This is a genomic window from Mycolicibacillus trivialis, assembly GCF_002102395.1.
In the GTDB taxonomy this organism is placed as follows: Bacteria; Actinomycetota; Actinomycetes; order Mycobacteriales; family Mycobacteriaceae; genus Mycobacterium; species Mycobacterium triviale.
Map to the genome: position 1 here is coordinate 12807 of NZ_LQPZ01000028.1, position 20666 is coordinate 33472.

General features: G+C 68.6%; 19 protein-coding genes. 6 read left to right on the forward strand and 13 right to left on the reverse strand.

The window, feature by feature from the left end; all coding sequences use genetic code 11:
- Nucleotides 1-63: 63 nt before the first annotated feature.
- Nucleotides 64-1239, reverse strand: coding sequence for a hypothetical protein (locus AWC30_RS10580; RefSeq protein WP_085110159.1), 1176 nt, complete (start codon nt 1237-1239; stop codon nt 64-66).
- 8 nt (nt 1240-1247) lie between these two features.
- Complete coding sequence (locus tag AWC30_RS10585; RefSeq protein WP_085110160.1) at nt 1248-2171, reverse strand: metal-dependent hydrolase; 924 nt, start codon at nt 2169-2171, stop codon at nt 1248-1250.
- A gap of 109 nt (nt 2172-2280) precedes the next feature.
- Between AWC30_RS10585 and AWC30_RS10590 the strand changes: the two genes are divergently transcribed.
- Nucleotides 2281-2925 (forward strand): TetR/AcrR family transcriptional regulator, encoded by a 645-nt coding sequence (locus AWC30_RS10590; RefSeq protein WP_085110161.1) that lies wholly within the window; start codon nt 2281-2283, stop codon nt 2923-2925.
- 203 nt (nt 2926-3128) lie between these two features.
- A complete protein-coding gene (locus tag AWC30_RS10595) occupies nt 3129-4598 on the forward strand; it encodes a glycoside hydrolase family 183 protein (protein WP_085110162.1) in 1470 nt (489 codons plus the stop codon).
- A gap of 12 nt (nt 4599-4610) precedes the next feature.
- Here the strand turns inward: AWC30_RS10595 and AWC30_RS10600 are convergent, their stop codons facing one another.
- The 4 genes from AWC30_RS10600 to AWC30_RS10615 form a co-directional block, all read right to left on the reverse strand.
- Nucleotides 4611-5705 (reverse strand): DUF2804 domain-containing protein, encoded by a 1095-nt coding sequence (locus AWC30_RS10600; protein ID WP_133053682.1) that lies wholly within the window; start codon nt 5703-5705, stop codon nt 4611-4613.
- The gene (locus AWC30_RS10605) at nt 5698-6786 is read right to left on the reverse strand and encodes a class I SAM-dependent methyltransferase (protein ID WP_085110164.1); all 1089 of its coding nucleotides are present in this window, start codon (nt 6784-6786) and stop codon (nt 5698-5700) included. Before AWC30_RS10605 ends, AWC30_RS10600 begins: the two co-directional genes overlap by 8 nt.
- A gap of 85 nt (nt 6787-6871) precedes the next feature.
- Nucleotides 6872-7495 carry an MBL fold metallo-hydrolase gene (locus tag AWC30_RS10610; protein WP_085110165.1) on the reverse strand — a complete coding sequence of 208 codons (624 nt, stop codon included), beginning with the start codon at nt 7493-7495 and terminating at the stop codon, nt 6872-6874.
- The gene (locus tag AWC30_RS10615) at nt 7492-8577 is read right to left on the reverse strand and encodes an S-(hydroxymethyl)mycothiol dehydrogenase (protein ID WP_085110166.1); all 1086 of its coding nucleotides are present in this window, start codon (nt 8575-8577) and stop codon (nt 7492-7494) included. The genes AWC30_RS10610 and AWC30_RS10615 overlap by 4 nt, the downstream gene beginning before the upstream one ends.
- Before the next feature lie 51 nt (nt 8578-8628).
- On the opposite strand from AWC30_RS10615, the gene AWC30_RS10620 reads away from it, so the two are divergent.
- A complete protein-coding gene (locus tag AWC30_RS10620) occupies nt 8629-9447 on the forward strand; it encodes a serine hydrolase domain-containing protein (protein WP_085110167.1) in 819 nt (272 codons plus the stop codon).
- A 143-nt stretch (nt 9448-9590) separates the two neighbouring features.
- Nucleotides 9591-10103: a DUF3145 domain-containing protein gene (locus AWC30_RS10625; RefSeq protein ID WP_085110168.1), complete on the forward strand. Its 513-nt coding sequence runs from the start codon at nt 9591-9593 to the stop codon at nt 10101-10103.
- A gap of 125 nt (nt 10104-10228) precedes the next feature.
- Here AWC30_RS10625 and AWC30_RS10630 read toward each other — a convergent pair whose 3' ends face one another.
- Together AWC30_RS10630 and AWC30_RS10635 are read right to left on the reverse strand one after the other, a co-directional pair.
- Nucleotides 10229-11140: a diacylglycerol kinase gene (locus AWC30_RS10630; RefSeq protein ID WP_264000203.1), complete on the reverse strand. Its 912-nt coding sequence runs from the start codon at nt 11138-11140 to the stop codon at nt 10229-10231.
- Nucleotides 11137-12717: an FAD-binding oxidoreductase gene (locus AWC30_RS10635; protein ID WP_085110269.1), complete on the reverse strand. Its 1581-nt coding sequence runs from the start codon at nt 12715-12717 to the stop codon at nt 11137-11139. The genes AWC30_RS10630 and AWC30_RS10635 overlap by 4 nt, the downstream gene beginning before the upstream one ends.
- An 83-nt stretch (nt 12718-12800) precedes the next feature.
- Between AWC30_RS10635 and AWC30_RS10640 the strand changes: the two genes are divergently transcribed.
- Nucleotides 12801-14318 carry a glycerol-3-phosphate dehydrogenase/oxidase gene (locus tag AWC30_RS10640; protein WP_085110169.1) on the forward strand — a complete coding sequence of 506 codons (1518 nt, stop codon included), beginning with the start codon at nt 12801-12803 and terminating at the stop codon, nt 14316-14318.
- On the opposite strand, the gene AWC30_RS10645 is transcribed toward AWC30_RS10640, so the two are convergent.
- Nucleotides 14287-15207, reverse strand: coding sequence for a LysR family transcriptional regulator (locus tag AWC30_RS10645; RefSeq protein ID WP_085110170.1), 921 nt, complete (start codon nt 15205-15207; stop codon nt 14287-14289). The two genes, AWC30_RS10640 and AWC30_RS10645, sit on opposite strands and share 32 nt — an antisense overlap.
- Nucleotides 15208-15348: 141 nt before the next feature.
- On the opposite strand from AWC30_RS10645, the gene AWC30_RS10650 reads away from it, so the two are divergent.
- Nucleotides 15349-16098 (forward strand): SDR family oxidoreductase, encoded by a 750-nt coding sequence (locus tag AWC30_RS10650; RefSeq protein ID WP_085110171.1) that lies wholly within the window; start codon nt 15349-15351, stop codon nt 16096-16098.
- Nucleotides 16099-16301: 203 nt separating this feature from the next.
- On the opposite strand, the gene AWC30_RS10655 is transcribed toward AWC30_RS10650, so the two are convergent.
- The 4 genes from AWC30_RS10655 to acpM form a co-directional block, all read right to left on the reverse strand.
- On the reverse strand, nt 16302-17723 hold the full coding sequence (locus AWC30_RS10655) for an acyl-CoA carboxylase subunit beta (RefSeq protein ID WP_085110172.1): 1422 nt from the start codon (nt 17721-17723) through the stop codon (nt 16302-16304).
- A 62-nt stretch (nt 17724-17785) separates the two neighbouring features.
- Complete coding sequence (gene kasB / locus AWC30_RS10660) at nt 17786-19039, reverse strand: 3-oxoacyl-ACP synthase KasB (RefSeq protein WP_085110173.1); 1254 nt, start codon at nt 19037-19039, stop codon at nt 17786-17788.
- Nucleotides 19040-19053: 14 nt separating this feature from the next.
- Nucleotides 19054-20304: a 3-oxoacyl-ACP synthase KasA gene (gene kasA / locus AWC30_RS10665; RefSeq protein WP_085110174.1), complete on the reverse strand. Its 1251-nt coding sequence runs from the start codon at nt 20302-20304 to the stop codon at nt 19054-19056.
- Nucleotides 20301-20603, reverse strand: a complete 303-nt coding sequence (gene acpM / locus AWC30_RS10670; RefSeq protein WP_085110175.1) for a meromycolate extension acyl carrier protein AcpM — start codon at nt 20601-20603, stop codon at nt 20301-20303. Before acpM ends, kasA begins: the two co-directional genes overlap by 4 nt.
- Between the last annotated feature and the right edge of the window lie 63 nt (nt 20604-20666).

The window sequence follows — 20666 nt, forward strand, 5'->3', positions numbered from 1 at the left end:
CGCCGTCGCGAATCAGTACCGAATGGTAGGCCGAGTCGCCGCGTCGCGAAACCGCGACGGGATCTACCCGGCGCTCACCGGCTTCGGCGCCCTCGTCTGGGCCACCGGTGCTTTACCGGCGTTGGCCTTGACCGCCATCGCGGTGCAGATCGCCGCGATCAGGAAGCACAGCGTCACATAGAAGACGTTGCCGATCGGGTTGCCGTCCGCGGTACGCCCGGCCACGGCGCCGAAGTAGTCGGGCAGGGCGGCCAGCCACAGCAGGCCGATCACGACCAGGTAGACCGCTGCGTAGCCCACCATCAGCCGGTCGCGGTAGGACTCGGTGGTCAGCCCGCCGGCGAGCGAGAGCGGGCCATCGGTCTGCAACCGCTGCCACTGCCGGTAGAAGATGACCGCGGCGACCACCGCGACGACGATCAGTTCCAGCAGGTAGGCATAGCCCTGGTAACGGCCGTCGCTGGCCCACTGGGTGATGGTCGCGGGCAGCGGCAGGATCGCGGTGCCCAGCGACGCGAGTACGCCGACCGCCACGGTGCGCCAGACCAGGCTCAGCGGGCTGAGTCGCTTGCCACGGTCCATGTGCCGGCCGACGAACCACTGAACGCAGAACGCCAGCGACAGCGGCCAGAGCGCGGCGAAGACCACGACGCTGCCCATCGGCACCGAGGCGAAGAACGGCTGGTTCATCGGGTTGTCGCCCGCCCACTCCCACCAACGCAGCTGCGGGCCGAGGTGGTCGAAGATCTCGTAGAAGGCGTGGTGGACGAACCCGACGCACACCGCACCGGCCAACGTCCCGTAGCGCCGGAACACGCCGAGCACGCGCACGATCTCGAACGAGATCGTGGCCATGAACGGGTAGATCGCCACGATGTACAGCGGCAGTCGGCCCCAGAGGAATTCGACGGTGAACAGGTTGTGCGCGAACATCGTGTCGACGTGGTCGGCGATCCCGAACGCGCCCGGAAAGTACAGCGGCGGTTCGATGATCAGCAGATAGGCGATCGCGCCGAACCACAGCACCAGGTTGGTGGCGTCGCTGTGGCGCCGGTAGCGCCGGATGGCGTAGGCCAACGCCAGCACCGCGCCGACGATGATCGTCAGCTCCAGTATCGGCATGGTCCAGTTCTCCAACCCGAACGGGTTGCGGAACTCGACCAGCCCGCCGGTGTCGGCGCAGGTGAAGCCCATCGAGGTGGCGAGGTCGGCGAAGGTGTCCGTACACAGATCAGGCATCGGGTTCCTTAGTTGGCGGCCGCAGCGGTGTACCACTGCGTCACGTCGTATCCGGCGTTGTAGCGATCAAACCATTCGTCGGCGAGCGCGGGCAGCTTTTCGTGCGCCGGGTTGTGATACGGCATCTGGCTGCGGAACACTCCGGCGAGCGCGGTGAGCTGGTCGCGCACCGGCAGGTGCCCGAAGGCGTTGTCCACCGGGCCGTTGTCGACGGGCTTGGCGAACGGCAGCCTGTCCAGTACCGCCTTTTTGTAGCGGTAGGGTACGAACGTCGACATCGCATCGACTTTGCGGTCTTCGAACGGAACGTGAGTGTTGAAGCCCTGCGCGGCGATTCGCAACGTGGCCATCACGTGCTTGAAAATCGAAGGCGCAACCCGCATCCGATAGAACGGGCTGTTCACCACGTGGTTGTAGATGATCAGCGCCGAACTACGGTGCTCGACCTCCTCGACGAAGTGCCACAGGAACAGTGACGCCACCCGGTCGTCACCGGGCGCGAACAGGGTGTCGTCGTGATCGAGCATCAACTTGAACACCGGGGTGAACGTGGCCTCCAGGTCCGCCGTGTAGGCCAGCCGGTATTTCAGCGGAGTGTTGTTGGTCAGATCGTTGAACGCGGCGAGGACTTCGTTGAAGGTGCCCTTGAGGCCGGGGTAGGCCCGGATCAGTCCCTTGACGTGCTGGCGGTGCGCCCAGGAGTGCTGGCCCTCCTGGCGCACGAACGCATCGGCCTCCTCGGCGATCGCGGGATCGGTGATCAGCTTCTGCGCCTCGGGGATCATCGCGCTGATCATGTTCTCGAAGGCGACAGCCAGGAACGACACCGAGTTGGCCATCGCCGAGAAGGCCGGGTTGGCCTCATTCCACAGGAAGGGGACGGGGTAGTCGGCGAACGCGAAGCGCATCTTGCGCACCTGCAGATCGGTCATCGGCGGATATCCTCTGGTTGGAACATACAGTCATACACAGACATGGATGTCTGTATGATTGCAAGCGGTTGAGATACCGTCAAGCCGGCGGGAGGAACGGGCGCAGACGATGGCACGCAGGCGGGGGTGGGGCGGACAGCCGCCGCAAGCCGACGACGAGGCGGTCGAACGCATCGTCGCCGCGGCGGTCGAGCTCATCGCCAAGACCGGCGCCGCGGTCACCATCGCCGACGTCGCCGCCGCGCTCGGGGTGATCCGCCAAACCGTCTACCGCTATTTCCCGACCGCCGACGCGCTGATGCGGGCGGCTGCGATCGCCTCGGTGGACGGGTTCCTCGACCAGCTCACCGACCACGTCGCGGGCATCACCGACCCGGCCGAGGCGCTCACCGCGGGAACGGCCTACACGTTGGAGACGGTGCATCACACGCCGCACCTGGGCATTCTGCTGTCGGGATCCTACGGACACGACCACACCGTGGATCTGGCCTCCGACGAGGCGCGCGCATTCGGGATGCGGATGATCGCCCGCTTCGACGTCGATTGGGCCGCGCACGGCTTCGATGAGACCGACCTGGGCGAACTGGTGGAGTTCACCCTGCGGATCATGCTGTCGTTCTTCGCGGTACCGGACGCGCCGGCCCGGTCTGCGGGAGAGCGGCGCGCCTTCCTGCGGCGCTGGCTCGGTGGCGCGATCGAGGCGCACCAACTGCGGGCGGTCGATCGCCGCGCCTCGGCCGCGCCGAGCGTGTAGGGATCTACTGCCGATCGGCCCGAATCGCCGCGTAGCCTGCACGCTCGGTGAACGACACCCCGCCGACGGACCGGTTACGGCGCGGTCACGGACCGGTCCCGTTTCAAACCTCAGAAATCTCAGACTCCACTTTTGACGCTAGCGTCACAGGCATATCAGCGGTGACCGGTCGTCGCCGCCATGACGGGTGCGCGAAAGGTGAGATGAAGGTTCATCGGCGGTTGGGTGCTGCGGCGCTGGTGGCCACGCTGACCGCGGTCGCGCCGGTCGTCGTCGCCGCACCGGCCGCGGCTGACCCGTGCTCGGTCTTCGTTCCGGGTCCGCAGTCGCGCATGATGCCGCAGCAGGCCCCCCAGCAGCGGATGCTGCCGCGGCTGCCGATCCTGCACCTGCCGATCGGTCGCAAGCCGGCCGAGCCGGGCACGGTCACGGCCCCCGACTCGGCGATCATGACGCCCAGCGCGGCGTTGCTGCCCGACGCCTCCGGGCAACCGGTGCCCAACCCGGCGGTACCGCAGAGCGTGCTGCCGGACGATTTCACGCCGGACTCCATCGCCCGCAACGTCACCGAACCGGCCCAACCGCGGTCCGCCGCGCCGACCGCGGTGGCGGCGGAAGGCGAGGCGACGATGGTCGAGTGGGTCACCGGGGCGACCGGCCCGGGGAATATCGCGCCCAACAACACCTACTCGCGGTTCGGGATCTCCGGCACCGACCTCGGGATCATGTGGGACAACGGCTATTCCGGTGCGGACCGGCAGTTGCTGATGGCGTTCGGCGACACCTTCGGAAACTGCGACATTCCGGGACAGGAATGGCGTAGCAACGTCTTGTTCCGCACCTCCGACACGGACCCGGCGCACGGCATCTCGGTCCCGGCTGCGCAATACGGCAACCTCAAGGCAGGCTCGCCGGTGAACGCGAACCGGCCCAACTTCTCCAAGCAGATCATCAACAGCCTGGGCCTCGCCAACGAGGTGACGATCATCCCGACCGCGGCGATCTCGGTCGGCACCACCCAGTACATCAACTTCATGTCGATCTCCGCCTGGGGCCAGCCCGGCTCCTGGTCGACCAACTTCTCGGCGATCGCGGTCTCCAACGACAACGGCGAGAACTGGACGGTGCCGCAATCCAGCATCCGGCCGAGCATGTTCTTCGCGGTACCCAGCGTGTTCTTCATGTGGGGCGAGCAGAACTTCCAACAGCAGGCCTACGTCAAAAAAGACGGCTACGTCTACGCCTACGGCACCACGCCCGGACGGGGCGGTTCGGTGTTCCTGTCCCGGGTCGCCGAAGGTCAGATCACCGACCGGTGGGCGTATGAGTACTACACCCCGTTCGGCTGGGTGCGCTGGTTCCCCTTCCTGGCCATCCAGGTGGTCTTCGACCGCACCAGCGAACTCTCGGTGGCCTACAGCAAGGAGCTGGACAAGTTCCTCATGCTTTACACCAACACGTTCAACAACGTCGTGATGCGCACCGCCGAGAACCCCGAAGGGCCCTGGAGCGACGCGACCACCCTGGTGTCAGCCGCAGGCAAGGGCGGTATTTACGCGCCCTACATCCACCCGTGGTCACCGGTCATCACCGGGGACGGCAACGAGTTGTACTTCACGATGTCGCAGTGGTCGAACTACAACGTCGCGTTGATGAAAGCGACGGTGTCGTAGTCTCGCGCAGCGTCAGAACCGGGTCTTCATCCGTTCGAGTACCCCCGGTGCCTCGGCAAAGGTGAAGACCTCACCGGCCAGCGAGGTCACGGCGCCCCGGTAGGTCCCGGCGACCTGGATGTAGTCGATCGCGGCGGCGAGCAGGTTGACGTCGACGTCTTTGTGACCGGACGGGGTGAACGTCACGTCGAGCCGGCCGTCCCGGTCTCGGACACGAGCGGTGCTCATCGGATTCGCCGGGTCGAACTCGAAGGTGATGCCGACCAGCGGTTCGACACCACCGGGTACCCAGTTCGAGGACTCGTCGTCGGCATCGCTCAACTCAGAGCGGTCGACGAAGCTGGAACTGATGACCCCGGCCGGGACGCGGGTGGCGAACGTGCCCCATGTCCAGCGGGTGGAATACGGGAAGTACGAGCGATTCTCATCAATGAGCGCGAAATCCCTGGTGCGATCGAACACGTAGGTCCGATCGCCGACGGTGACCGTGCCCTCGGCGGGAAACGGTTGTTTGAACGTGTAGTAGTCGATGGTCGGCGTGATCTTCGCGCTGATGCTCAGTGCCGGGATCGCGTCCTCGACGTCAAGGGTGAGTGACCCGGCGATCGCAGGGCCGCGCCGGTCGGCCGCGCAATCGAACTCAAGCGAGATCGTTTTCGCGCTGAGTTCGAAACCGTACTGCAGTCGATAGCCGGATTTCTCGACTGTGCAACGTCCGCCGTGCCTCAGATCCGGCGGCAGTCCGATGCTGCCGCCGCGCAGGATCACGTCCTTCTCAACCAGACGGTTCGTCCTCACGTCGCGGATGAACAGTTCCGATGACGCGATGTACCGGACGTCTTGCATGATCATGGCGCCGGACATCTCCGGATGGACCAACAGGAAGCCGATCCATTCCTTCAGCCGGAACCGGTGCCACAGCCGCGAGAAGCCGCGGTAAGCGTCGGCGGGATTGGTGATCGGCACCCGGTCATCGAAACGGCCGTAGTTCCGAGCACCGCTCGTCACCAACGCATCTGGCGTCCCCATGGATGCGAGGATAGGGTGCCGGTGCTGTTTCGCGGCGAGAATCGTTGCCCGCGCCTGCGGTAGGAGTGAATCAGCCACCGCGCTGGCGCTTGACCACCACCACGCCCGCCATGGGAATACGCACCGGCTCGGGGTCTTTCGCCAAAACCGCCGCGACCGATGCCTCCAGCGCGTCGCAGAGTTCGCCGGCACGCGGGTCGGTCGGGCCGCCGTCGAGGCCCAGCAGCAGGACACCGAACAGCGACGCCCGGGCGAAACCGGCCCACTGGGCGCCGAACGCGGCGGCGTCCTGGTCGCGGCGATACTGGGTGAAGAACCGGTCACCGGCGTCGAAGATCTCGAGGTGCTCCACCTGCAGACCCTCGAACCTATCGTTCGGCGCGAACGGCGCACGCAGGTCCCGCTCCGAGCGCGCCACGATCGGAATGACCATGCGGCGCAGTTCCTCCGCGCTGATCAAACCGTGTCCGACCTGCTCGTTGAGTGCGGTCATCACGGCATCGACCAACGGCTGGAAGCCGAACCGCCCGTCGGAACCGACCGCGGCGGTGAGCACGACCAACCGGCCGCCGGGGCGCAGTTCCCTGGCCCGGAACGCCAGGAAATCCTGCCAGTCCTGGGCGGCCTGGCGAGTGTAGGCCGCCGCGGCGTCTGTATCGGCGCTGAACGCGACCAAGACATGGTCGGGCAGGTCGCTGGGGACCCGCCGCAACCACATCACCGCCCACGACGTCCAGCCCAGGGTGACGGTGTTCGACGGCACGATCTGGTCGTAGAACGAGCGGCCGATCGCCGAGGAGAAACACGCCGGGTCGCGGCTGAGGTAACTGTCCGGGTCGCCGTCGAGGGTGCGGAACAGCGCGCAGAAATCGTTCTCCGGCAAATCGGTGTGCGTGACCAGGATCGCGTGTTCGGCGCGGGTGCGTTGCCGGAGCGCGTCGACCGCGGCGGCGATCGGCAGCAGCGAGTTGTAGCCGGTCGAGGCGCCGTAGTCGGCGATGACCAACGGTTGCGGGGGTGGATACAGCGGCACCGCTTCGGCGGCGGCCTTGAACAACTCGACCGCACGGGCCAACCCGGCCGTCTCCAGGCGGGACGACGGAAGGTAGGAGGCACTGTCTTCCGGCTCCGGCCGAACGACAATGCTGGATTCCGGCACCAGTCAACTCCTCGCGGCTCGCACCCTGTTCACCGTCGACCGTAGTCGTCGCGGTCAGCGCCCGCGACCGGGTTCGCCGTGACGATCAGTGCCCGCGGGCCACCCAGTCGTCGTAGTTGACGATCTCGTCGCCGATGGTGGTCGAGTCACCGTGGCCGGTGTAGACGACCGTGTCGCCGGGCAGTTTGCCGAGCCGTTCGGAGATCGACGCCAGGATCGTCGGGAAGTCGGAGAAGGACCGCCCGGTCGCACCCGGTCCGCCCTGGAACAGGGTGTCGCCGCTGAACACGGCGCTCAGGTCGGGGGCATGCCAGCAGACCGAGCCGGGCGAGTGCCCGGGGGTGTGCAGCGCCCGCAACTCGATGCCGCCGGCCTGCAGGGTGTCGCCGTCCTCGACCGGACGGTAGCGCCTGTCCGGGTGGGTCATCTGCCACAGCATGTCGTCGGCCGGGTGCATCAGCACCGGCGCGTCGAACTCCTCGCCGAGCTGGGGGGCGACGGTGACGTGGTCGTTGTGGCCGTGGGTGCAGACCACGGCGACCACGCGGCGCCCACCGACGGCCTCCTTGATCGGTCCGGCCTCATGGGCGGCGTCGAAGACGATCACCTCGGAGTCGTCGCCGACGACCCAGATGTTGTTGTCGACTTCCCAACTGCCGCCATCGAGTTCGAACGTGCCGCTGGTCACCACGCGCTGGATGCCGGTCACAGGATCACCACCGAACGCAGCACCTCACCGGAGTGGATTTTGTTGAACGCCTCCTCGACGCCGTCGAGCCCGATGCGTTCGGTGACGAACTTGTCCAATGGAAACCGTCCTTGCAGATACAGATCGATCAGCGTGGGGAAATCGCGTTCGGGCAGGCAGTCGCCGTACCAGGAGGACTTCAGCGACCCCCCGCGGGAGAAGAAATCCACCAGCGGCATGTCGATGCGCATGTCCGGCGTCGGCACCCCGACCAGCACCACGGTGCCGGCCAGATCGCGGGCGTAGAACGCCTGCTCCCAGGTTGTCGGCGTGCCGACCGCGTCGACCACCACATCGGCGCCGAACCCGTCGGTGAGTTCCTGGATGGCCTCGACCACGTCGGTCTCGCGGGCGTTGATCGTGTGGGTCGCGCCGAATTCGCGGGCCCACTCCAACTTGGTGGCGTCGGTGTCGACCGCGATGATGCGCCTGGCGCCGACCAGCGCCGCACCCGCGATGGCGGCGTCACCCACACCGCCGCAGCCGATCACCGCGACACTGTCGTCGCGGCTCACCGCACCGGTGTTGATCGCCGCACCGACTCCGGCCATCACCCCGCAGCCGAGCAGCCCGGCCGCCGCCGGGTCCGCCGCCGGGTCGACCTTGGTGCACTGGCCGGCGTGCACGAGCGTTTTGTCGGCGAACGCGCCGATCCCCAGGGCGGAGGTCAGCGCGGTGCCGTCGGTGAGCGTCATCGGCTGCTCGGCGTTGAAGGTGTCGAAGCAGTACCGGATCCGACCGCGCTTGCACGCCCGGCACTCACCGCAGACCGCCCGCCAGTTGAGCACCACGAAGTCACCGGGGGCCACCGCGGTGACCTCCGAGCCGACCGACTCGACCGTGCCTGCGGCTTCGTGGCCGAGCAGGAACGGGTATTCGTCGTTGATGCCGCCGTCGCGGTAGGTCAGGTCGGTGTGGCACACCCCGCACGCGATGATGTCGACCACCACCTCGTGCGGCCCCGGGTCGGGAATGACGATGTCGACCAACTCGACGGGCTGACCTTTGGACCGTGAAATCACACCACGAACTGTTTGACCCATGCCTACAACCTATCGGTTGCTTGGTGCCTGTCGAGGCTAGGCTGCTTGGCGATGGCTGCCCTCGATCTGGTTGACGACTGGCCGGTCCACAACGTCGCGGCGGCGGTGGTCGGCCCGGGCGGCGTGTCGGCCACCCGCGGCGACACCGGCCGGCCCTTCCCGCTGGCGTCGGTGACCAAACCGTTGGTCGCACGCGCCGCACAGGTCGCTGTGGAGGAGGGGGCCTTCGAGCTGGACACCGCGGCCGGCCCGCCCGGTTCCACCGTCCGACACCTGCTGGCGCACACCTCCGGGTACACGATGCACTCCGATCAGGTGCTCGCCGAGCCGGGCACCCGGCGCATCTACTCCAACTACGGGTTCACCGTCCTGGGCGAAACGCTGCAGCGGGTGACCGGGATCGACTTCGACAGCTACGTGCTCGAGGCGGTCTGCCGTCCGCTGGGCATGACCGCCACCGAGCTGGGCGGTGGCGCGGACGCGGCGGGCTACGGCGCCACCTCCACGGTGGCCGACCTGGCCGCCTTCGCCGCCGATCTGCTGGCGCCGACGACGGTGTCGGAACAGATGCACACCGAGGCCACCTCGGTGCAGTTCCCCGGCCTCGACGGCGTGCTCCCCGGCTTCGGAGTCCAGCGCCCCAACGACTGGGGACTGGGTTTCGAGATCAAGGGGGAGAAGTCGCCGCACTGGACCGGTCAGACCAACTCGGCGCGCAGCTACGGCCATTTCGGGCAGACCGGCACGCTTTTGTGGGTCGACCCCGAACGCGCCAAAGCGCTGGTCGTGCTCACCGACCGGCCCTTCGGGGAGTGGGCGACGCCGCTGTGGCCGGCGCTCTCGGACGCGGTCCTGGCCGAGAGCGCCTGAGAGACCCATGAGAATCGTGCGGAGACTAGCGCAACAGGGGTCTCACAAGGCACAATAGACGCGTACGACACAGTTGCATCGTGCTTTCGGTTCCGCCAGGCCGTTGGGGAAGACGTCCCTAGCGGAACCGTAAGGAGCAGCAGATGCGTGCGTCGAACCAATTCGCCGACGCGACTACCGGCGTGGTCTACATCCACGCCTCACCCGCGGCGGTGTGCCCGCATGTCGAGTGGGCGCTGTCGTCGACCCTGCAGGCCAGGGCGAATCTGGAGTGGGCTCCGCAACCGGCGATGCCCGGCCAACTGCGTGCGGTGACCAACTGGGTCGGTCCGGTGGGCACCGGTGCACGGTTGGCCGACGCGCTGCGGTCCTGGTCGGTGTTGCGTTTCGAGGTGACCGAGGACCCCAGCGCGGGCGTGGACGGTCAACGTTTCTCCCACACCCCGCAGTTGGGACTGTGGAGCGGTGCGATGAGCGCCAACGGCGACATCATGGTCGGGGAGATGCGGCTGCGCTCGCTGATGGACGCCGGATCCGACGTGCTGGTCGCCGAGCTCGACACGGTGCTCGGTATCGCCTGGGACGAGGCGCTGGAGCCCTACCGCAACGGCGGCGAGACCGGTGAGGGCAACTGGCTGAGCCGCGGGGTCGGCTGAGCCCGCCGCCGGCTGAGCCCGCCGCCGGTGGTGAGTCCGGTCTCGAATGAAGTTCCAGGGCGAAATCCGGCGCCGCTGCCCGCCGTCGTACTTCACTCGCGGATGGGCCTTCCCGCTCCGGAGATTCACCCCGCGTCGCGCCGCAGGATCTGCAGCGCGCCTGTGACCGCCGAGACGGTCACAGGCAGCGGACAGACGTAGTCGCCGTCGGCGTAGGCGTTGATGCCGGGGCAATCCACCCGAATTGAGGCCGCCCGAGCGGTGCTCACCTCGTCGAGCTCGACGTGGGTGCCCTTGTAAACGGTGGGGAACAGCCGCAGCAGCTTCGTGCGGGAACCCGAACGCACCATGGTGACGTCCAGCAACCCGTCGCGAGGGTCGGCGTCGGGGCAGATCAGCATGCCGCCGCCGTAGCTGCGGGTGTTGCCCACCGCCGCCAGGGTCAGCTCGGTGCTCGCCGGCTCGCCGCCGTCGAAGGACAGCCGGAACGGCAGCGGGCGCAGTCGGGACAGTTCGGCCAGGATGGCCAGGTTGTAGCGCATTCGGCCGCGCGGCCAGCGCATCCGGTTGGTCCGGTCGCTGACCAGGGAATCGAACCCGGCCGCCATCACCGTGCCGAACCACGACGTTCCGCCCGCGTGCTCGATGCGGCCCAGGTCGACGGTGTCGGCCCATCCGTCGGCGACGATGTCGGCGGCGGCATCCGGGTCGGCGGTGGGCAACCCGTATTCGCGGGCGTGGTCGTTGCCGGTGCCTGCGGGGATGACCCCCAGCGGCACACCGGATTCGGCCAGCGCCTGCAAGGCCAGCGAGATCACCCCGTCGCCGCCCACCGCGACCAGCGCGTCGGTGCCGGCGGCCAGCGCGTCGTCGACCAGTCGGCGGGCGTGCGCGGCGTCGCGACCCACCACCACGGTCACGTCCACACCGCGTTCCTGCAGCCGGGCGACGGCCCGCTCGGCGGCACCGGTGGCGTTGCCGTGGCCGGCCGCCGGGTTGGCCAGCATCGTCACCCGCTCGATGCGGCGGGTGGTCACGGGATCAGCTTGCCTGGGTTGAGGATTCCGGCCGGATCCAGCACCGCCTTGACCGCCCGCAGTACCTCGACGCCCAGATCGCCGACCTCAGCGTCCAGCCAGGGCCGATGGTCGGCGCCGACGGCGTGATGGTGGGTGATCGTCCCGCCGTTGGCCATGATCGCCTCCGACGCGGCCGTCTTGGCCGCCCGCCACTGCGCGATCGGGTCGCCGCGCTGGGCGGCCACCACGGTGAAGTACAGCGATGCGCCGGTGGGGTAGACGTGCGAGATGTGGCACATCACCAGCGCCGCGGTGCCGCTGTCGGACAGCGACCCGGTGAGTGCCTCGGTGACCGCGGTTTTGAGCGTGGCCAGGTTGGACCAGCGGGTTGCGGTCTCCAGCGTCTCGGCGAGCGCGCCGGCGTCCAGCAGTGAATCGCGCAGGTAGGGCGCCGCGAACCGGCCCTGCTCCCAAGCCCGCGCAGGCCCCTCACCCAGCGACGTTCCGCCGTGCGCCGCGAGCAGCGCCGCGGTCTCGTCCTGCCGGCTCGCGGTGTGCTCGGCGGACCCCTCGAACACCGTGATCGCCAGGCAACCGCCGGTGATGCTCTCCTCGCCGATGGACTCGGTGGTGGCCAGGTTGATCCCGGTCTCGACCTCGTCGGAGAGCCGGATCACCGTCGGCCCGGTGCCGGTTTGGGTGACCGCGCGCAGCGCGTCGGCTCCGGTGGCGAAATCCGGAAAGGACCACGCCTGATAGCGGCTGCTGGGCGGAACCGGATGCACCCGGACCCGCACCCGGGTGATCACCCCGAACACGCCCTCCGAACCGAGCATCAGTTGGCGCAGATCGGGCCCGGCCGCCGAGGCCGGCGCCCGCCCCACCTCGAGGACCCCGGCGGGAGTGACCACCCGCAGACCGCGCACCATGTCGTCGAACCGCCCGTAGCCCGCGGAGTTCTGCCCCGAGGATCTCGTGGCCGCGAACCCGCCGATCGTGGCGAACTGGAAGCTCTGCGGGAAGTGCCCCAGCGAGAACCCGTGCGCACCCAGCAGTTCCTCAGCCGCGGGCCCGGTCACCCCGGCTTCCAGTTCGGCTTCGCCCGAGATCTCGTCGATTCCCAGCAGTCGGTCGAGGCGGCGCAGATCCAGCGCCACCACCGCATTGAACGTTTCGCGCAACGGGTCCAGCCCGCCGACCACACTGGTGCCGCCACCGAAGGGCACCACCGCGATCCGATTGGCCGCACAGTGTTCCAGGATTGCGGCGATCTGCGTCTCGTCACCGGGCATCAGCACCGCGTCCGGGGCGTCCTGCGGGTCGCTGCTGCGCCGGCGCAGCAGGTCCAAGGTGGACTTGCCACCGGCGTGCAACAGCCGGCTGCGCTCGTCGGTGCGGCAGTGCTCCGTGCCGACGATGTCGGCCAGCGATGCGCGGTCGGCGTCGGAGAGCAGTGACGAGGTCAGCACCACCTGGTCGGCATCGAGTTCGGGCGTCGGCGAATCCTCGACTCCCAGAGCCTGTTTGAGAAGCCCGCGGATCCCGTCGGAGAGCGGTTTGGCGGCCGCCGGGTCGCCCCAGGCGTTCCACTTCATCGGCGGGAGCAGTCCCGCACCGTCATCGCCGGGTACCGTCATGGCCACAGTATGGCAATACCGACCCCGAACGGATACCCGTGATGTCCGATGCCACCGCGCTGTCCGCGGCACGGCGCGCCGCGGAGCTGTCCGCGCTGGCCGACGGTCCCGCGGTGGACGTCCTGGTCATCGGCGGCGGCATCACCGGCACCGGCATCGCACTCGATGCGGCGGCGCGCGGGCTGAGCGTGGCGCTGGTGGAGAAACACGACCTGGCATTCGGCACCAGCCGGTGGAGCTCCAAACTCGTGCACGGCGGCCTACGCTATCTGGCCACCGGCAACGTCGGCATCGCCCGACGCAGCGCGGTCGAACGCGGCATCCTGATGACCCGCACCGCCCCGCACCTGGTGCGCGCGATGCCGCAGCTGGTGCCGTTGTTGCCCTCGATGCGCCGCCGCGAACGAGCGCTGGTACGGGCTGGCTTCCTCGCCGGGGATGCGCTGCGGCGGCTGGCCGGCACGCCCGCCGCGGTGCTGCCGCGGTCGCGGCGCGTCGACGCGGCCCGCGCGGCGGCACTCGCACCCACCGTGCGCCGCGACGGCTTGACCGGTGGTCTGCTGGCCCACGACGGCCAGCTGGTCGACGATGCCCGGCTGGTCACCGCGGTGGCCCGAACCGCGGCCGGGCTGGGCGCGAGGATCCTCACCTATGTGGCCGCCTCCCACGCCACCGGAACGTCGGCGCGGCTCACCGACACCCGGACCGCAGCGACCTTCGAGGTGAGCGCGCGCGCGGTGATCAACGCGACCGGGGTGTGGGCCGGCGAGATCGACCCGGGGCTACGACTGCGGCCGAGCCGCGGCACCCACCTGGTCTTCGACGCCGCCGCCTTCGGCAACCCCACCGCGGCGCTGACCGTGCCGATCCCCGGCGAACTCAACCGGTTCGTCTTCGCGATGCCGCAGCAGCTGGGGCGGGTCTATCTCGGCTTGACCGACGAAGAGGCACCGGGCCCAGTCCCCGATGTGCCGCAGCCGTCCTCGGCTGAGATCGACTTCCTGCTGTCGGTGGTCAACACCGCGCTGGCCACCACGCTGTCCCGCCCCGACGTGATCGGCTCCTACGCCGGGCTGCGGCCACTGGTGGACGCGGGGGAGGGACGCAGCGCCGACATCTCCCGCGACCACGCGGTGATTGAAGCGGACTCGGGGGTCATCAGTGTGATCGGCGGCAAACTCACCGAGTACCGCTACATGGCCGAGGACACCCTCGATCGGGCGGTGCGGCTTCGGGGCCTGTCGGCCGGGCCGTGCCGCACCGCCGAGTTGGCGCTGGTGGGCGCCACCGGAATCGACACGATTCCGGCCGGGATGCCGGGTTCGTTGGTGGCTCGGTTCGGCGCCGAAGCACCGGCGGTGCTGGGCGCCGCGCGCTGTTCGCGTCCGAGCGATCCGGTCGTCGACGGGATGGACGTACTGCGCGCCGAATTCGAGTTCGCGGTCACCCACGAGGGTGCGCTGACCGCCGAGGACATCGTGGACCGCCGGACCCGCATCGGGCTGGTCCCGGCCGACCGGGAGCGGGTCATCGAGGCGGCGGCGGAGTTCCTCCCGTGACCGGTTGATGAAGGATGCGATCGCGCACCGCGGAACGGGTATGCGGCTGCCACAACGCCTGCACCGGCACCAGCAGCGGGCCGGCCAGATCGACGACGGTCACCGCGCCGTCCAATGCCGAACCGGCCGGGCCGGTGACGAACGCGGCGGCGTTCTCGGTGAGTGCCGCGGCCTCCGGTGGGCAGCCCTGCACCCTGCTGACCCGGTACCGCGGCTCGAAACCGGCGCGCCGGCAGGCGTTGACCAGGAAATCGCTGTAGAAGGATGAGCCCGGCGGCGCCCACAGCGCGATCGGGGTGTCGGCGAGGTCGGCGACGTCGATGAGCGCACGGCCCGCGAGCGGGTGCTCGCTGCGCAGGGCGACCCGCATCCGGTCGTACCCGGCGGTGGCGGTGGCCAGCCGCTCCTGGGCGGCCACCCCGCGGCGCAGACCCAGCTGCAGACTCCCGTCGTGCACCCCGTCGATCAGCCGGTCGGGGAACAGCTGCATCACGGTGAACGATGTGTCGGGGAACGACGCGATCGTCGGTGCGAGCAGCGTGTAGACGTCGGCGCTGCTGATCGCGGGGGAGTGCCCGATCAGGAAAGTGTCCGGCGGTGGGGCCGCGGCCGCTCGGGTGTGTCGGGCGACGGTGTCGGCGGCGGCCAGCAGGATGCGGCCCTCATCGAACAGGGTCCGGCCCGCGTCGGTCAGGCTGACCCGGCGTCCGCTGCGCGCCAACAGGTCCGCACCGATCTCCTTCTCCAATTGGCGGATGGCACTGGAGAGGGCCTGCTGGCTCAGGTGCAGCCGGGTGGCTGCGGCGGTGAACCCGCCGGCCTCCGCAACCGCGACGAAATAGCCCAACCGGCGCAGGTCGGGGGCGCCGGACGGCAGAGCGGTGGCCATGGGAAGCCAGCGTACCCACAAATATTTGTTGTGTGTAAACCGGAAACATCTGTTTCTCATTTGTGGCTCGGTGGCGTAGCTTCGGCAACACGACCCTGGCGCCGACCCGTGCCGCCACCGAACGAGAAGAGGGAACCGACGATGAAAGACCTGGCCGGAAAATCCGCGGTCGTCGCTGCAGGTGCCAAGAACCTGGGTGGGCTGATCAGTACGCAACTCGCCGAACGGGGCGTCAACGTCGCGGTGCACTATCACAGCCAGGCCAGCGAAGCCGACGCCGAGCGAACCGCCGCCGCGGTCCGTGCTGCCGGTGTCGAGGCGATCACCGTGTCCGGAGATCTCACCAAGCCGGCCAACGTCACCGCCCTGTTCGACACCGCGACCGACGCGTTCGGCGGCCTGGACTTCGCGGTCAACACAGTCGGCAAGGTGCTGCGCAAGCCGATCCTGGAGACCACCGAGGCCGAGTACGACTCGATGTTCGACATCAACTCCAAAGCCGCCTACTTCTTCGTGAAAGAGGCCGGCCGCTGCCTCGGCGACAACGGGTCGGTGGTCACGATCGTGACCGCGCTGCTCGGTGCGTTCACCGACGGCTATTCCACCTACGCCGGCTCCAAGAGCCCGGTGGAGCATTTCACCCGCGCCGCGGCCAAGGAGTTCGGGTCACGCGGGATCAACGTCAACAGCGTGGCGCCCGGCCCGATGGACACCCCGTTCTTCTACCCGCAGGAGACCCCCGAGCGGGTGGAGTTCCACAAGTCGCAGGGCATGGGCAACCGGTTGACCCAGATCGAGGACATCGCCCCGCTGGTGTTGTTCCTGCTCGGCGACGGGCACTGGATCACCGGGCAGACCCTCTTCGCCAACGGGGGCTACACGACCCGCTAACCCGACTCGCTACAGCTCGGCCCGCCACCCGCCTCGCCCAACGTGCATCCACTGCGAGATCCGGCGCGATTTTTCGCAGTACGTGCACGTTGGGCGTCGGGGGCCGCACCGATCGCGCGCTCGGGGGCGCCCGGATCGGGGGCCGCACGGATCGCACGCTGGGCACCGGAGCGCGCCGGGTGGCACGCGCGGTGCGGGCCAGGTTACAGCGGGATGTTCTTGTGGCGGCCGCGGCGAGCCGGCGCCTCGGCCAGCGCCTCGGTGATCTTCGAACGGGTGTGGGCCGGGTCGATCTTCTCGTCGACCACCCCGATGTCGATCGCGGCGTCCACACCACCGGCGATCCGCTCGTGCTCGGCGGCCAACTCGTCGTGCAGCGCCTCCCGCTCCTCCTCGGGAGCGGCGGCCAGTTTGCGTTTGTGCAAAATCCCCACCGCTGCCTTGGCGCCCATCACGGCGACCTCGGCGTCCGGCCAGGCGAACACCTTGGTGGCGCCCAGCGATCGGGAGTTCATCGCGATGTAGGCGCCGCCGTAGATCTTCCGGGTCACCAGCGTGACCCGGGGAACGCTGGCCTCACCGAACGCGTGCAGCAGTTTGGCGCCGCGGCGCACCACCCCGCCCCATTCCTGGTCGACGCCGGGCAGGTACCCCGGGACGTCGACGATGACCACCAGCGGGATCCCGAACGCGTCGCACAGCCGCACGAACCGGGCCGCCTTCTCCGCACTCTCGGAGTTCAGGCAGCCACCCAGCCGCAGCGGGTTATTGGCCAGCACCCCGACCGTGCGCCCGGAGAGCCGGCCGAGGCCGACCACCATCGACGGCGCCCAGCGGGCCTGGAACTCCTCGAACGGGGTGTCCTCGTCGAGCAGCGCGTCGAGGAGCGGCCGCACCTCGTAGGCCCGCCGCGGCGACTCCGGCAGTAGGGTCTGCAGGTCGATCTCCTCGGCCTCGGCCTTGCTGCGGTTGAAATGCCCCTGCTGGGAGAACAACCCGACCAGCCGACGGCCGCGCTCGTAGGCGTCGGTCTCGTCGTCGGCGACGATGTGGCACACGCCGGACTTCTTGTGGTGGGTGTCCGGGCCGCCGAGCGACGCCATGTCGACGTCCTCGCCGGTGACACTGCGCACCACGTCCGGCCCGGTCACGAAGACCCGGCTGTCCGGTGCCATGACGATCACGTCGGTCAGCGCCGGCCCGTAGGCCGCACCGCCGGCGGCGAACCCGACCACCACCGAGATCTGCGGGATGTAGCCGGAGGCGCGAATCATCGCCTCGAACACCAGTCCGACGGCGTGCAGTGCCTTGACGCCCTCGGCCAGCCGAGCCCCGCCGGAGTGCCAGATCCCCACGATCGGGCTCTGCTCGCCGATCGCGGTGTCGTAGGCGTTGACGATGTGCCGGCATCCCTCGATGCCCATCGCCCCACCCATGACGGTGCCGTCGGTGCAGAACGCGATGGTGCGCACCCCGTTGACGGTGCCGGCGGCGGCCAGCACCCCGGAACGGTCCCGTTCATGCAGCAACTCGACGCTGCCGTCGTCGAAGAAAGCGGAGAGCCGCAGCAGCGGGTCGCGCGGGTCCACGGACTCGTCAACTGTCTCGGGTGCGGTGATGGTCATCTCCGTGTCTCCGTCTCCTGTAATTGCTGGGCGGTGTGCCCGGGCTGGTGCGTTTCCCCCGGTCAGTACCGTCCGAAGGTGGTCGCGACGTTGTGCCCGCCGAAGCCGAACGAGTTGTTCACCGCGTACCGGTAGTCACCCCGCCGCGGCTTGTCGGCGACCACGTCCAGATCGATCTCCGGATCGAGGTTGACCAGGTTCAGCGTCGGCGGAATGATCCCGTCGCGCAGCGCCAGGACCGTGAGGATGGCCTCCACCGCCCCGACCGCGCCGACCGAGTGGCCCAGTGCGGACTTCGGCGCGTACACCGCCGGCTTGTGGCCACCCATCGCGTTGTTGATCGCCTTGCCCTCGGCGACGTCGCCCACCTGGGTGCCGGTGGCGTGCGCGTTGACGTGGTCGATGTCGGTGGGCTTGAGGCCTGCCAACTGGATCGACCGCGTCATCGCATGTCCGGCCTGCTCCCCGTTGGGGTCCGGGGCCACCATGTGGTAGCCGTCGGAGGTGACCGCCGCCCCCATCAGCCGGGCCAGCGGTTTGGCGCCGCGAGCCTTGGCGTGTTCCTCGGTCTCGATGACCAGCAGTGCGCCGCCCTCGCCGAAGACGAAACCGTTGCGGTCCCTGTCGAAGGGCCGGCACGCACCGGCGGGGTCGTCGTTGGTGGTCGACAGCACGATGCGCATCTGCGCGAACGCCGCGATCGGCACCGCCTCGATCTTGGTCTCCACGCCGCCGCAGATCGCGATGTCGGCCTCGCCGAGAACGATCTGCTGCCACGCACGGGCGATACCCTCCGACCCGGACGCGCACGCCGAGATGGGGGTCAGTACACCGGCTTTGGCGTGCTGCTCCAGACCGACCGCGGCAGCCGCGGCGTTGGGCATGTACTTCTGCACACCCAGCGGGGAGACCGCTTTGGCGCCGCGTTCGCGCATCGCGTCATAACCCCACACCAGTTCCTCGGTGGACCCGAGCCCGGTGCCGATGGAGACCATCAGCCGCCGGGTGTCCACCTCGGGCGTGCCGGCGTTCTCCCACGCCCGCCGGCTGAGGATCGTCGACATCCGCTGCAGGTAGGACAACCGCCGCAACTCGATGCGGGTCAGATCGTCCTCGAAGTCCTCCAGCAGATGGCCGCCGATCCGCACCGGCAGGTCGTACTGCTCGACGAACGGATCGGTGAGCTCACGGATCCCGCTCTTGCCTTCGAGCAGCAGTTTCCAGGTGTCTTCCGCGTTGGTTGCCAAAGCAGTGGACATGGCAATGCCAGTGACAACGACATTGGGGAAGCCGCTCCCCGTAGCCAACGCTGCCATTCGGGACCTTTCGTTCAGTATTTGCCGAACGCGAGCGCGACGTTGTGCCCGCCGAAACCAAATGAGTTGTTGATCGCGTACTGGTAATCGCCGTGGCGTGGCTCGCCCGCGACGATGTCGAGGTCGATCTCCGGGTCCGGCGTCTCGTAGTTCAGCGTCGGCGGGATGACCCCGTCGTGCAGGGTGAGCACCGTGAGCACCGACTCGAGCGCACCGACCGCACCGATGGAGTGGCCGAGCGCCGACTTCGGCGCGTAGACCGCGGCGTTCTCGCAGCCCGCTTCCCGGATCGCGTTCGCCTCGGCGGTGTCGCCGATGGGGGTGGCGGTGCCGTGGGCGTTGATGTGGTCGATGTCCTTGGCGGACAGGCCGGCCAGCTCCAACGACCGCGTCATCGCGTACCCGGCCCGCTTGCCGTCGGGACCCGGCGCCACCATGTGGAAGGCGTCGGAGGTGACCGCCGCCCCCATCAGCCGGGCCAGCGGTTTGGCGCCGCGAGCCTTGGCGTGCTCCTCGGTCTCGATGATCATCATCGCGCCGGCCTCGCCGAACACGAAGCCGTCGCGGTCCTTGTCGAACGGCCGCGACGCCTTCTCCGGCTCGTCGTTGCGGGTCGACATCGCACGCATCATCGAGAACGCCGCGATCGGCAGTGCCTCGATGCCGCCTTCGACACCACCGCAGACCACGATGTCCGCGTCACCCATGACGATCTGGCGCCAGGCGTGGGCGATCGCCTCCGAGCCCGACGAACAGGCCGACACCGGCGTGATCACCCCGGCACGGGCGCCGAGTTGCAGCCCGGCGACCGCAGCCGCACCGTTGGGCATGATCATCTGCACGGCCAGCGGCGACACCTTGCGCGGGCCGCCCTCGTTCATCAGGTCGTAGGTCTCGACGATCTTCTCGCCGCCACCCAGACCGGTGCCGATGACCACCGCGAGCCGGTCCTTGTCGACCTCGGGGCTGCCGGCTTTCTCCCACAGCCGCCCGCTGATCAGCTTGGACATCCGCTGGACGTACGACATCCGCCGGATGTCCAGCCGGCCCATGTGGTCGTCGACGGGGTCTTTGAGCTGCCCGCCGATCTTGACCGCAAGGTCCCACTTCTCGGTGAATTCGCCCTTGAGGACGTGGATGCCGCTCTCGCCGGCAAGCAAGGCCTTCCAGGTGCCGTCGATGTCGGCAGCCAACGATGTGGTCGCCTCAACGGCGGTTACCACCACATTGGGGTAACCGCCGTTGGCAGTGGACGGCTTGGTCACTGGCTGTCCGCTCCGAACTTCTCGCGCAGCGCGGCGGCGGCTTCGGGGTTCTCGGCCTCGAGCTTCTGGATGTAGGCGACGACGTCACCGACGGTGCGCAGCCCGGCCAGGTCCTCGTCGGGGATCTTCACGCCGTACTTGTCCTCGGTCTGCACCGCGATCTCGACCATCGACAGCGAGTCGATGTCCAGGTCGTCGACGAACGACTTCTCGACGGTGACCTCGGACGGCTCGATCCCGGTCACCTCTTCGATGATCTCGGCGAGACCGGCGATGATTTCTTCCTGGCTGGCGGCCACAGTGTGGCTCCCTTCGTTTTCGTTCGGTTGGTTACTAACTGGACGTACTTATGTGGTTGTAAC